General features: G+C 55.3%; 12 protein-coding genes and 1 riboswitch. All 12 genes read right to left on the bottom strand.

Going from position 1 to position 12,304, the window contains the following annotated elements; translation table 11 throughout:
- Positions 1–96: 96 nt before the first annotated feature.
- A complete protein-coding gene (gene leuB, locus M655_RS19715) occupies positions 97–1,191 on the bottom strand; it encodes a 3-isopropylmalate dehydrogenase (RefSeq protein WP_026557747.1) in 1,095 nt (364 codons plus the stop codon).
- Between the two features lie 78 nt (positions 1,192–1,269).
- The gene (locus M655_RS19720; RefSeq protein ID WP_005829322.1) at positions 1,270–2,805 is read right to left on the bottom strand and encodes a 2-isopropylmalate synthase; all 1,536 of its coding nucleotides are present in this window, start codon (positions 2,803–2,805) and stop codon (positions 1,270–1,272) included.
- 56 nt (positions 2,806–2,861) lie between these two features.
- The gene (gene ilvC / locus M655_RS19725; protein WP_005829324.1) at positions 2,862–3,884 is read right to left on the bottom strand and encodes a ketol-acid reductoisomerase; all 1,023 of its coding nucleotides are present in this window, start codon (positions 3,882–3,884) and stop codon (positions 2,862–2,864) included.
- A 57-nt stretch (positions 3,885–3,941) separates the two neighbouring features.
- Positions 3,942–4,448, bottom strand: a complete 507-nt coding sequence (gene ilvN / locus M655_RS19730; protein ID WP_005829326.1) for an acetolactate synthase small subunit — start codon at positions 4,446–4,448, stop codon at positions 3,942–3,944.
- Position 4,449: 1 nt separating this feature from the next.
- Positions 4,450–6,186, bottom strand: a complete 1,737-nt coding sequence (ilvB, locus tag M655_RS19735) for a biosynthetic-type acetolactate synthase large subunit (RefSeq protein WP_005829328.1) — start codon at positions 6,184–6,186, stop codon at positions 4,450–4,452.
- A 605-nt stretch (positions 6,187–6,791) separates the two neighbouring features.
- Positions 6,792–7,943, bottom strand: a complete 1,152-nt coding sequence (gene sat / locus M655_RS19740; protein ID WP_007776549.1) for a sulfate adenylyltransferase — start codon at positions 7,941–7,943, stop codon at positions 6,792–6,794.
- Positions 7,944–7,966: 23 nt separating this feature from the next.
- On the bottom strand, positions 7,967–8,668 hold the full coding sequence (locus M655_RS19745; protein WP_005829332.1) for a phosphoadenylyl-sulfate reductase: 702 nt from the start codon (positions 8,666–8,668) through the stop codon (positions 7,967–7,969).
- A gap of 159 nt (positions 8,669–8,827) precedes the next feature.
- Positions 8,828–9,058 carry a hypothetical protein gene (locus M655_RS19750; protein ID WP_005829333.1) on the bottom strand — a complete coding sequence of 77 codons (231 nt, stop codon included), beginning with the start codon at positions 9,056–9,058 and terminating at the stop codon, positions 8,828–8,830.
- 272 nt (positions 9,059–9,330) lie between these two features.
- Positions 9,331–9,690: a 50S ribosomal protein L20 gene (gene rplT, locus M655_RS19755; protein WP_005829335.1), complete on the bottom strand. Its 360-nt coding sequence runs from the start codon at positions 9,688–9,690 to the stop codon at positions 9,331–9,333.
- Positions 9,691–9,781: 91 nt separating this feature from the next.
- Positions 9,782–9,979 (bottom strand): 50S ribosomal protein L35, encoded by a 198-nt coding sequence (rpmI, locus tag M655_RS19760; protein ID WP_005829336.1) that lies wholly within the window; start codon positions 9,977–9,979, stop codon positions 9,782–9,784.
- A 30-nt stretch (positions 9,980–10,009) separates the two neighbouring features.
- Positions 10,010–10,513, bottom strand: a complete 504-nt coding sequence (gene infC / locus M655_RS19765) for a translation initiation factor IF-3 (protein ID WP_005829338.1) — start codon at positions 10,511–10,513, stop codon at positions 10,010–10,012.
- Positions 10,514–10,775: 262 nt separating this feature from the next.
- Positions 10,776–11,789: a GTP 3',8-cyclase MoaA gene (gene moaA, locus M655_RS19770; protein ID WP_165329027.1), complete on the bottom strand. Its 1,014-nt coding sequence runs from the start codon at positions 11,787–11,789 to the stop codon at positions 10,776–10,778.
- A gap of 297 nt (positions 11,790–12,086) precedes the next feature.
- Positions 12,087–12,170: riboswitch (cyclic di-GMP riboswitch) on the top strand.
- The last annotated feature ends 134 nt before the right edge of the window (positions 12,171–12,304 follow it).

The raw sequence follows: 12,304 nt of genomic DNA on the forward strand, positions 1-12,304 counted from the left end.
TCGCTCGCCAAAATGGCTCAATCACCATCGGCTGAACGCGCAAAAACCCTGCCGCTGTCCATCTGGACGCCGTGGCAGGGTTCTTTTTTGCTTTTTTTACTTAGGCTGCCATTGTTGGGACAGCTCGTCGCGCACGAGTTGGCCCATTGCTACTGTGCCAATCGCCTTGCTCGGATCTGCCGCGATATCGCCTGTGCGGTGTCCCGCTTCGAGGACGGACCAGACGGCGTTTTCTACTGCCGCCGCAGCCTCATCCATGCCGAGCGAGAGGCGGAGCATCATCGCGACAGAGAGGATCGTTGCCAGCGGATTGGCAATGCCTTTTCCGGCGATGTCAGGAGCGGAGCCGTGCACCGGTTCGTACAGCCCGAAGCTTCCCGCTGCCAGACTTGCCGAGGCCAGCATGCCGATCGAGCCTGTCAGCATCGCGGCCTGGTCGCTCAAAATGTCGCCGAACATGTTTTCCGTCACGATGACGTCAAACTGCTTCGGAGCGCGCACGAGTTGCATCGCGCACGAGTCGACCAGTTGGTGGGACAGCTCGACATCCGGGTAGTCGGCCGCTACCCGCTCTGCTACCTTGCGCCAGAGGCGGGAGCTTTCCAGCACGTTCGCCTTGTCGACAGACACGAGACGCTTTTGGCGTTTGCGAGCGATCTCAAAGCCTACACGGATAATCCGCTCGACTTCCGCTTCGGTGTAAATGCATTGGTCTTCGGCTACTTCGCCGTTCGGACCGTCGTAGCGCTTTTTCTCCCCGAAGTAAATGCCTCCGGTCAGCTCGCGCACCACGATCAAATCTACGCCGGACACCACTTCCGGCTTGAGCGTAGAAGCTTCGACGAGCGATCTGTGCATCGTCGCCGGGCGAATGTTGGCAAACAGCCCAAGCTCCTTGCGAATCCCCAAAAGTCCTGTCTCCGGGCGAAGGTGCCCCGGATTTTGATCCCACTTCGGGCCGCCTACTGCACCGAGCAGCACCGCATCGGCCTGCTTCGCCAGCTTGACGGTCGCTTCCGGCAGCGGAGTTCCGTCGGTGTCGATGGCGATTCCGCCGATCCGGCCTTCCTCGCACGTAAATGTGACGCCTTCGCGCTCTCCTACAAGCTGAAGGACTTTGACTGCTTCCTGCATGATCTCTGGTCCGATACCGTCACCAGGAAGAACGGCGATGCGATAATTTTTCTTCATCGTTTATCCCGCTTTTCTTTTCTGTAATGGTTTTTCGTTCCTTGCTGGTTTCTTTTTTCCTATCCAATCCGTTTTGTTCTAGTTTGCAGCGACTGGCACGGATTCCCCGCGGCGCTCCAAAATTTTGTTGATCGCGCGCACATAGGCGATCGCGCTCGCTTCCAGCACGTCTGTGCTGACTCCGCGGCCAGTGACGGTCAGCTCGCCTTGCTGGAGGCGGACGAACACTTCGCCGAGCGCGTCCTGTCCGTGCGTGACCGAGAGAATTTTGTAGTCGATCAAGGTGACTTCTTCGCCTGTGGCGCGGTCAATCGCCTTGTAGATCGCATCGACGGAGCCGTTGCCAATCGCCGCTTCCTCGACGACCGAGTCGTCAGCCCGCTTCAGGCGGACGCTTGCCGTCGGCACGGAAATGTTGCCGTAGGCGAGCTGCACCGATTCGAGCTGGAACGCTTCGGCACCGCGAACCATTTTTGTATCGATCAGGGCAAGAATGTCGTCGTCCGTAATTTCTTTTTTCTTGTCGCACAATGCCTTGAAGGCGGCAAAGGCGGCATTGACTTCCTCTTGGTCGAGGTGGTAGCCCAGTTCCACCAGCTTTTCCTTGAACGCATGGCGGCCAGAGTGCTTGCCGAGCACCAGTTTGTTCGACTTGAAGCCGACCGACTCCGGACGAATGATTTCGTAGGTGGTGACTTCCTTCAAGACGCCGTCCTGGTGAATGCCGGACTCGTGGGCAAAAGCGTTCGCGCCTACGACGGCTTTGTTGCCCGGCACGATCATTCCTGTCAAACGGCTTACGAGCTGGCTGGTCCGCGCGATTTCCTTCAGATGAAGCTTGGTTGTCGCCTGGTAATAGTCCTTGCGTGTCTCCAGTGCGAGCGCCACTTCTTCCAGCGCCGCGTTGCCTGCGCGTTCGCCGATCCCGTTGATCGTACCTTCTACCTGTGTAGCTCCGCCTTCCACGGCAGCCAAGCTGTTTGCGACAGCCATGCCCAGGTCATCGTGGCAATGACAGCTCAGGCGGATTCCTTCTGTCTCTGGCACGCGCTTTTTCAGTTCGCGGAAAATGTTGCCGTACTGGTACGGCGTCATGTAGCCGACGGTGTCCGGAATGTTCACGGTTGTCGCGCCTGCCTTGATGACCGCTTCCACTACCTCGGCCAAAAAGTCGATCTCTGTCCGCGCCGCATCCTCTGCGGAAAACTGTACTTCTGTGAAGTATTTTTTCGCATAGGTGACCGCCTCCACCGCACGAGCAAGGACCTGCTCCTTGCTCATGTTCAGTTTGTACTGGCGATGGATCGGAGACGTTGCAAGAAAGACGTGGAGGGATGCGTTTTGCGCGTTGCGCAGCGCTTCGTACGCCTTATCCATGTCGTCTTTGACGGCACGTGCGAGACTTACGACGGTGGAGTTTTTCACCCGCTTCGCCACTTCGGCCACAGACTTTTGGTCGCCTGGGGAAGCAGCCGCAAAGCCAGCCTCAATTCTGTTTACGCCCAGCTTTTCCAGTTGAAGGGCGATCTCCACCTTTTCGTTCGTGCTGATGTTGACGCCCGGAGACTGCTCCCCATCGCGTAATGTCGTATCAAAAATCTCAATGGTCCGCATGAACTTTTCACCTCCACTTTTTTTCCTACATTATATATGTCTCTCTATACGGGTCCTTATTGCCCGATTTTCGCTTCTTCTTTTTTCGTTTCTTTGTTCAGCCAGGACATCATGCCGCGCAGTTGTTGTCCGACTACCTCGATGCCGTGCTCTGCTTCCAGACGGCGGCGGGAAGTGAAGCCAGGACGGTTTGCCTGGTTTTCCAGGATCCAGTTGCGAGCGAATGTACCGTCTTGGATTTCAGCCAGCACTTTTTTCATTTCTTTGCGCGTTTCTTCTGTGATGATGCGGCGGCCTGTGCTGTAGTCACCGTACTCAGCCGTGTCACTGATGGAGTAGCGCATGCGAGCCAGACCGCCTTCGTACATCAGGTCGACGATCAGCTTCAGCTCGTGCAGGCACTCGAAGTAGGCGATCTCTGGCGCGTATCCTGCTTCTACCAGCGTATCGAAGCCTGCTTTTACCAGCTCGCTTGCTCCGCCACACAATACTGCTTGCTCCCCGAACAGGTCTGTTTCTGTCTCTTCGCGGAAAGTCGTTTCGATCACGCCTGCTTTTGTGCAGCCGATTCCGCTGGAGTATGCGAGTGCGAGGTCTTTTGCATTGCCAGTCGCATCCTGGTAGATCGCGATCAGGCCAGGTACGCCAAAGCCTTCTTGGTACACGCGGCGCACGAGGTGACCCGGGCTTTTTGGCGCAGACATGATAACGTCTACGTCAGCAGGCGGCACGATTTGCGCGTAGTGGATGTTGAAGCCGTGGGAGAAGCAGAGTGCTGCGCCGGATTTCAGGTTTGGCGCGATCTCGTCGCGGTACACTTGCGCCTGGCGCTCGTCTGGCATGAGGATTTGCACCACGTCAGCGCGTTTGGTTGCTTCGGCCACTGTCAACACTTCGAAGCCGTCTTTTGCCGCAACGTCCCAAGACTTCCCTGGGCGCAGACCTACTACTACTTTATAGCCGCTGTCGCGCAGGTTTTGCGCTTGCGCATGGCCCTGGCTGCCGTAGCCGATGATGGCGATTGTTTTGCCGCGCAGTACCTCTTTGTTTACGTCTGCTTCATAATACATTTTTACCATTTGTGTAGCCTCCCTAAAATTATGTTTAGTTTGAATTTCTATTCTGAATTTTGCAATTTAAACCGTTGCTGCGGCTGTTGCTGGAACAATACTGCGCGCCATCGCTACTGATCCTGTTCTCGTCAGTTCGAGCACCCCGTAGCTTTGCAAAAGCACAAGCAGCGCGTCGATTTTTTCGGTGTCACCCGTTACTTGCACGATCAGCGAGGTAGGTCCCACATCGACGATCGCGGCGCGGAACGGCTCGACAATCCCGTTCAACTCGGCCAACTGGCTCGGTGATGCGCTCACCTTGATAAGCGCCAGCTCCCGGGAAACGTACGGGTTTTCGCTGAGGTTCGTCACCGAGATGACGTCGATCAGCTTTTGCAATTGCTTCATCAGTTGTTGAATCTGGCGGTCATCCGCTCCGGTGGTAATAATCATCCGGGACAGCCCTTGCTCCTCTGTTCCTCCCACCGTGATGCTGTCGATGTTGAAGCCGCGTTGCCCGAACAAGGTCGCGACTCGGGTCAATACGCCGGGGTGATCGTTGACGAGTACGGCGATCGTATGTGTTTGCATCCTAGTCGTCCCCCAATTCCATCTGATCTAATGTGTCGCCCGACGCTACCATCGGATACACGTTTTCTTCCTGCGCGACGCGGAAGTCCACGACGACTGGCCCATCATGGCGCAGCGCTTCGGCCCAAACGGCTTCTGCCTCTTGCGGAGTGGTGGCCCGCAAGCCTTTGACGCCGTACGCTTCCGCCAGCTTGACGAAATCCGGGCTGCACGTCAGGTCGATCTGGCTGTAGCGATTGTCGTAGAACAGCTCCTGCCATTGGCGAACCATCCCCAGGCACTGGTTGTTCACAATCGCGACCTTCACCGGAATGTTGTACTGGGAGACGATCGCCAGCTCCTGGTTGGTCATCTGGAAGCCGCCGTCGCCCACTACGGCGATTACCGTGCGATCCGGGTGCGCGATCTGTGCGCCAATCGCTGCCGGGAAGCCAAAGCCCATCGTGCCGAGGCCGCCGGAAGAGATAAAGGAGCGCGGGTGCTTGAACTTGTAGTATTGTGCTGTCCACATCTGGTGCTGTCCAACGTCTGTCGTGACGATCGCTTCCCCATCTGTGGAGCTGTACAGAAGCTCAATGACCGCTTGCGGCTTCAGTACGTCGCCGTCTTTTTTGTACTTGTACGGATACTGTGCCTGCCATTCCCTCAACTGGCTGATCCACGCCTCGGAATCGCATTTGCGGGCAACCGGAATCGCTTTGGCCAGGGTGCTTTTCACATCGCCTGCCACAGTGACGGCTGTCTCGACGTTTTTCCCCAGCTCGGCAGGGTCGATGTCGACGTGGACGATGCGGGCTTTCGGAGCAAACTCCTTGGTGCGTCCCATCGTGATCCGGTCATCGAAGCGAGCGCCGAGGCCGATGACACAGTCCGCATTGAGCAGCGCCTGGTTGGCTGTGTAGCTTCCGTGCATGCCCGGCATGGCGAGCGCCAATTCGTGCGTGCCCGGGAAACCGCCCAGCCCCATGAACGTGTTGATAACCGGGATGCGCGTCTTCTCCGCAAAAGCGAGCAGCTCTGCTTCGGCTTTTGCGGCGATGATGCCGCCGCCTGCCAAAATGACCGGGCGCTTCGCTTCGCCAATCGCGTCAACAAATGTCTGCACCTCTTCGTCTGTCGGCACGAGCGTGTCGCGGTAGCCGCGAATCTCGACCTTGTCGGGATAAGTGAACGGCGCCTTCGCGTTGGCCACATCTTTTGGAATGTCGATGAGGACCGGGCCCGGACGACCTGTAGAAGCGATGTGGAACGCTTCCTTCACGATGCGCGGAAGCTCGCGGACATCGCGGACGAAGTAGCTGTGCTTCGTAATCGGGATGGTGATTCCGGTAATGTTCGCTTCCTGGAACGCGTCGGTTCCGATCAGCGACTGGGCTACGTTTCCGGTGATGCACACCAGCGGAACCGAGTCCATCTGGGCTGTCGCAATTCCGGTTACGAGGTTGGTCGCCCCCGGACCGGAAGTGGCGATGCATACGCCCGGTTTGCCAGTAGCGCGGGCGTATCCGTCTGCTGCGTGGATCGCGCCCTGCTCATGGCGAGTCAGGATGTGCTTGAAGTAGCTCCCGTACAAGGAATCGTAGATCGGGAGCACCGCTCCGCCTGGGTAGCCGAAAATGTATTCGACTTCCTCCAGGATCAGACAGCGCAGAAGCGTTTCTGCTCCTGTCACTTCCTCCCCGAACTGAATCGGTGGAATGCCGTTCTTTTTCTGCAATTCGGCCATTTCAACACTCATTTTCCTCTCCTCCTCCCACTTCTTAAAGCAGCTATAAAAAATACCTATGGACACATAGAAAAACCCTTTCGCCCCGACACGGTTCGGTTTCCATGTCTTTTGGGGCGAAAGGGTTCGCGGTACCACCCAACTTTATCGGCGCCTCGCGGTCAGCCGATCTCAGCCAGTCACAGCAAATGCGGACTGTAACACGCTAACGGGTGTCAATCGGTTTTCCCTACTTTTTGCACGAGGCAAATTTCAGCAAAACAGCTCAGAGGTGAGCAATGCAGCGTACCCTATGCCCGTTCTCAGCAACCAGGGCTCTCTGTAAAAGGGGAGACGCGCACCATCCTCGTCATAGCCTGCTATTATAACAATATTTCTAATATTGTTGTTGTCAGAAAATAAAGTGTTACGTCTGATTATAGCTAGGCACTTTGGGGGTGTCAACGAAAACAAAAAGATTTTACTATACTTTCGTCCGAACGAATGCTCAGTAGAAAATGCCGGAACGGCGCGGTTTTTGCGTGAAAGCGGATACATTTTCTTTCGGCTTGTCCCCTTTCTCGGGCAAGGAAACGGACCGGCAATGCCCGCCCTTCCCTTTTGTTCGTAAACTTGTTTTACAGATTGTCGCGAAGTCCCTCGATCAAAATTTGCGCCACCTCGGGACGGGTAAATTCCGGCGGCGGGGTCTGGCCGCTGCGCAAAAGCGCGCGCACTTTTGTCCCGGACAGCGTCAGATGCTCGCTTGCAGCGTGTGGGCACGTCTTGGCCGTCGCCATTCCTTGGCAGGCTGTGCAATAAAAGCTGTGCTCATAAAACAGCAACTGGATGCCCAGCTCCTCTGGCGCAAATGCAGAGAAGATGTGCTGCGCGTCGTACGTCCCGTAGTAATCGCCCACGCCCGCGTGATCGCGGCCTACGATGAAGTGCGTGCAGCCGTAGTTTTTGCGGACGAGCGCGTGGAATACCGCTTCTCTCGGACCTGCGTAGCGCATCGCCGCCGGGAAGGCCGCGAGCAGCACGCGCTCTTTCGGGTAGTAGTTTTCCAGCAGGGCGAGGTAGCTTTTCATCCGCACTTGCGCGGGGATGTCATCTGACTTGGTTTCCCCCATCAGCGGGTTGAGAAAAAGCCCGTCGACGATTTCCATTGCCGCCTTTTGGATATATTCGTGCGCCCGGTGGACGGGATTGCGCGTCTGGAAGCCGACGACGCTCTTCCAGCCGTTTTGGGAAAAAAGCTCTCTCGTCTCGCGCGGCGTCAAATAATATTCGGCAAACCGCTCGGGCTGCGGCCGCTTGAGCACATGCACCGGACCGCCCACGTACAGCCCCGGTTTTTCCATCAGCTTTTTCACTCCCGGATGCGCCCGGTCCGCTGTCCGAAACACTTGTCTTGCCTCCCGGGCTTTATCGGGCTGGTAGAGGCTTTGCACCTGGAGTATGGCGTAGTCTTCGCCATCTTCGCCGCGCAGCCATACCGCATCCCCCGGCTCGATGTCCGCGTGCTCGGCCGCATCGACTGCCAGCGTCACGGGCAGCGGCCAAACCGTCCCGTCTGCGAGCCGCATCCGCTCCACGACGGAATGGTAGTCGTCCTCGCAAAGAAAGCCTGTCAGCGGGGAAAAGGCGCCAATGGCGAGGCAGTCTATGTCAGACAACGTCCATTGATCGACCACGATTGCTTTTTTGCCAGCGGCTCTGGTTATCGCTTCCGGCTGACTTTCCAGCCGTTCAATCAGCGTCCCACCGTGTGGCGAGATCGTATGCATAGCGTGTCCTCCCTTTTGTTCCCTTACTTGTGCAGGCCGCATTCGGTCTTGTCAAAGCCGGCCCAGCGGCCCGCGCGCGGGTCCTGCCCTGACTGGACAGGCCGGGTGCAAACACTGCAGCCAATACTTGGATAATTGCGGTCATGCAAAGGGTTGTAGGGGACATCGTTCGCGTGTATATATGCCCACACCTGGTCCATCGTCCAGTCCGCGAGCGGGTTGAACTTCACCAGCTTGAATTTATCGTCCCATTCCACTTTTTTCGCATTGGCGCGGGTAGGCGCCTGATCGCGGCGAATGCCGGTAATCCAGGCGTCGTAGCCGGACAGCACCCGTGTCAAAGGCTCTACTTTGCGGATTTGGCAGCACAGATTCGGGTCTGTCTCCCACAATTTGTCTCCGTGGCTCTTCTCCTGCTCAGCCAGAGTCATCTGGGGCAGCACCTGGATAAATTTCGTCTGGTACCGCTCCTCCAGCTTGTCGCGCGTCTCGTACGTCTCGGGAAAATGTTTGTTCGTATCGAGATAAAAAACAGGTATCGTCGGGGCCAGTTTGTGCAGCATGTCGATCAGCACGACATCCTCGGCACCGAAGCTTGAGGCGAGGACGAGGTTGCCTGCGAAGTGTTCCACCGCCAGAACAAGCACATCCTGCGGGGATTTGGCTTCCATCCGGTACGCCCACACTTGCAGCTCTTCGTCCGCCATCCTCTGGCGATTGCTCATCAGCGAAACTCCTTTCCTGCTAGGATTCCCCCACCATCATATGTCGGGAGGCAGGAAGTGGCGATTCGTCCTGCTGACAAAACTGCCGCGACGGCACCGAAAGAAACGAAAAGAGCGACCAGACCTGTAGCCCGATCGCTCCTCGCGGATTGCTCCCTCTTATTTTTTGTCAGAGTCACTGTTTGCTGCCGGGAAAATAAACGAACTGCCTGTCGGAATCGTGTTGAGATTCGCCTGGTCTACATTTTGTGTCGCCGGTGCTCCTGTGATGAAGACGACGGGTGCTACGTAGGCATCATCCTTTTCTTTGGCGAACGCTCCCGGAACGAACAGCGCCGAACAGACCACCGCAGTTGCACCCATCATTACCATCCACTTTTGTTTTTTCATCTCTACTCTCTCCTATCCAATGTTTTCCTTTGACGCTTTTTATTGTACGGCAGGGAGCCATCCTCTCGACACGGACGGGAGATTGTTTTTTGCTCCAACCTGAGACGGAGCCGCCTCTACGCCCGTTGTCCATTTTCTTAAAAAAACGATGGCGTTTCGTTGCTGCCCTTGCGCTTTTCGGATGTTCATTCATAGGGGAGAGCCTCTCCGACAAGCAAAAAAAGCCGACCTTCCCCACCAGGAAAGATCGGCTTTGCTTTTTGCGTATGTGCTTACGCGTTCAGTTTGCCTTTTGCAACTGCTGCCAGTTCGTTGAACGCAGCTTTGTCGTTCACAGCCAGGTCAGCCAGCATTTTGCGGTTCACTTCGATGCCAGCCACTTTCAGGCCGTGCATCAGACGGCTGTAGGACAGACCGTTCAGGCGAGCTTGCGCGTTGATACGGGTGATCCACAGTTTGCGGAAGTCGCGTTTCTTTTGACGACGGTCGCGGTATGCATAAAGCAGGGATTTCATTACTTGCGCATTAGCGGATTTAAACAGGCGATGTTTGGAACCGAAGTATCCTTTCGCCAGCTTCAGGATTTTCTTATGACGACGGCGTGTAACAATGCCACCTTTTACTCTTGGCATACTAAACTCCTCCTGGTCTTTCCAGCATGGCGGCCTACTGCTAGGCGCTTAGGGAGCTCATGCTGCGTAATGTGTGTAATGATGCGAAAACTTACAGGTAAGTGAGCATTTGCTCCATGCGTTTTTGATCGCCTTTGGAAACGAGTGCAGCTTTGCGCAGGTGGCGCTTTTGCTTAGTCGTTTTGTTGGCGAACATGTGGTTACCAAATGCGCGGTCGCGCTTCAATTGGCCGCTTCCAGTCTTTTTGAAACGTTTTGCAGCAGCCTTGTTGGTTTTCATTTTAGGCATCTGAAAAGTCCTCCTGTCTAAACTACTATCTTACTTTTCCGCTTTCGGAGCCAGAATCATAATCATGCTGCGGCCCTCGATCTTCGGTTTACGCTCAGGCGTAGCGAGATCTTCACACTGAGCAGCTACACGCTCCATAACGCCAAGCCCGATTTCGGAGTGGGTGATTTCACGTCCACGGAAACGGATCGTACACTTCACCTTGTGGTGATCCTCCAAGAACTTGCGGACGTTGCGAAGCTTGGTTTGAAAATCGTGTTCTTCGATGTTAGAAGAAAAACGCACTTCTTTCAGCTCGATGATCTTCTGGTTTTTCCGTGCTTCTTTCTCCTTTTTCGCCTGCTCGTACTTGAACTTTCCGTAGTCCATGATACGGCATACAGGCGGTTTGGCTGTCGGAGCAACGTTTACCAGATCCAGTTCGGCTTCCTGGGCAATGCGCAACGCTTCCCTGAAGGGTACGACTCCCAATTGGCTCCCGTCAGCGCCGATCAAACGGACTTCACGGGCACGGATCGCTTCGTTGATTAACATTTGATCCTTGCTAATACTTGCCACCTCCGTCAATTTCGAGAAGGAACAAAAATGTGCGAACGCATCTGCGCCCGCACATATCTCACCTAAGCAATTTCATCAGATCCAAGGATCTTTGCATAAGAGTTACCTGTCAACAGTCGTGTCGGACGTCGACCCAGGTGAGAAGCTGGGCGCCTCTGCTTGTTCTCGAAGTATGAAGTGTTTATACACGCAACTTATAATACAAGGTAGAGTTGTCTTTGTCAAGGCTTATCGCTTTTTATCCTCCGATGTGGGACATTTCCACCTTCGGACGCTTTTGCAGCCCCGGCGTTTCGTCCAGCCGTTCTTCCGAATAGCGCTCGTCGCGCTTTTCCCAGATCGCGCGAATCTGCTCCTGGATTTCTTCGTCGCTTCGCCCGCTGCGCAGCGGCTCGCGCAAGTCATAGCCGGCGGAGGCGAACAGGCAGTTGTACATTTTCCCCTCTGCCGACAGCCGCGCCCGCGTACAGGTAGAGCAAAAGGCTTGTGTCACCGACGAGATCAGCCCAATCTCCTGATCGCTCCCCTCGTAGCGGTAGCGCGAAGCGACCTCGCCGAAGTAGTTCGCCTCGACCGGGACGAGCGGCATTTCTGCGCCGATCATCCGGACGATTTCGCTGGAAGGCACGACCTGATCGAGCTTCCAGCCGTTGCTGTTACCTACGTCCATGAACTCAATGAAGCGCAGCGTATGGCCTTGCTCGCGGAAATAACGGGCCATCGGCAAAATGTCCTGGTCGTTGACACCGCGCTGGACGACCATGTTGATTTTCACCCCGAGTCCCGCTTCCGCCGCCGCGCGAATCCCGTCGAGCACAGCATCCACCGGATAGCCTCTGCCGTTTAACATGCCAAACCGCTCGTTGTCCAGGCTGTCGAGGCTGACGGTGACGCGATCAAGCCCGGCTTCCTTCAAAGCCTGGGCATGGCGGGCGAGCAGCGAGCCATTGGTCGTCATGGCGATATCGTGAACGTCCTCTATTTTTCGAATCATTCGTATTAATTCAGGCAAATCCCTGCGCACGAGCGGTTCTCCGCCCGTAATCCGGATTTTCCGCACGCCGAGCGCTGTGAATATTTGGGTCAAGCGGGTAATTTCTTCAAACGACAGCAGCTTGTGCTGCGGCAAAAATTCAAACTCCGGCCCGAAAATTTCAGCCGGCATACAGTACCGGCAACGAAAATTGCATTTGTCTGTCACGGAAATGCGCAGATCACGGAGAGGACGCTTTCGTGTGTCACGTACTTGCATCTGCTCTAGCACTGGTGGTCACCCTCCTTTTCCTGGCTGAGCCTGGCATGCCACTCTATCTCCAGTTTGTCTCGTATTGATGTCCAACATGCGATTCCGGCTTTTTATTAGCGTACCATATTCCGCCTGCGAACGGCTCCTGTTCCTGCACTTTTCGCTGTTGCAAAAGCGGTCGCAAGCCGATGAAAATCGGAAAAATGACCCGGTGCACGCCAATGTGCAAACCGTTTTTTTGACTATTCCCTTTTGTATAAACATAGGATAATATGACTATATATTATGCTCTATATATTCCTCTTCAATAAGGAAAGCGAAGATCAGCCGTTTGTATGTGGGCACTTGAATGGCTGGGAGCGAGTAGTGCAACCGACCCTATTTTCGTTGTAGAGTCGGTTTATTTTATCCCAGAACAAAGGCCTTGTCCACTGCTCAGAAACGGCAAGCTGCAGCAATGGCAATCGCCCCCTCTTTCTCAATTTTTGAGTAAATCAATAAAATGTAAAATTCGGAGGTCT

The organism is Brevibacillus sp. NSP2.1, from assembly GCF_000470975.2.
GTDB classification, from domain to species: domain Bacteria; phylum Bacillota; class Bacilli; order Brevibacillales; family Brevibacillaceae; genus Brevibacillus; species Brevibacillus agri.

Excerpts from the sequence above, each read along its gene's own strand:
- leuB (WP_026557747.1), bottom strand. The coding sequence starts at position 1,191 with ATGAAGAAAAATTATCGCATCGCCGTTCTTCCTGGTGACGGTATCGGA.
- rplT (WP_005829335.1), bottom strand. The coding sequence starts at position 9,690 with ATGCCAAGAGTAAAAGGTGGCATTGTTACACGCCGTCGTCATAAGAAA.
- infC (WP_005829338.1), bottom strand. The coding sequence starts at position 10,513 with ATGTTAATCAACGAAGCGATCCGTGCCCGTGAAGTCCGTTTGATCGGC.
- sat (WP_007776549.1), bottom strand. The coding sequence starts at position 7,943 with ATGCATACGATCTCGCCACACGGTGGGACGCTGATTGAACGGCTGGAA.
- M655_RS19745 (WP_005829332.1), bottom strand. The coding sequence starts at position 8,668 with ATGAGCAATCGCCAGAGGATGGCGGACGAAGAGCTGCAAGTGTGGGCG.
- ilvC (WP_005829324.1), bottom strand. The coding sequence starts at position 3,884 with ATGGTAAAAATGTATTATGAAGCAGACGTAAACAAAGAGGTACTGCGC.
- M655_RS19750 (WP_005829333.1), bottom strand. The coding sequence starts at position 9,058 with ATGAAAAAACAAAAGTGGATGGTAATGATGGGTGCAACTGCGGTGGTC.
- rpmI (WP_005829336.1), bottom strand. The coding sequence starts at position 9,979 with ATGCCTAAAATGAAAACCAACAAGGCTGCTGCAAAACGTTTCAAAAAG.
- moaA (WP_165329027.1), bottom strand. The coding sequence starts at position 11,789 with ATGCAAGTACGTGACACACGAAAGCGTCCTCTCCGTGATCTGCGCATT.
- M655_RS19720 (WP_005829322.1), bottom strand. The coding sequence starts at position 2,805 with ATGCGGACCATTGAGATTTTTGATACGACATTACGCGATGGGGAGCAG.
- ilvN (WP_005829326.1), bottom strand. The coding sequence starts at position 4,448 with ATGCAAACACATACGATCGCCGTACTCGTCAACGATCACCCCGGCGTA.
- ilvB (WP_005829328.1), bottom strand. The coding sequence starts at position 6,186 with ATGAGTGTTGAAATGGCCGAATTGCAGAAAAAGAACGGCATTCCACCG.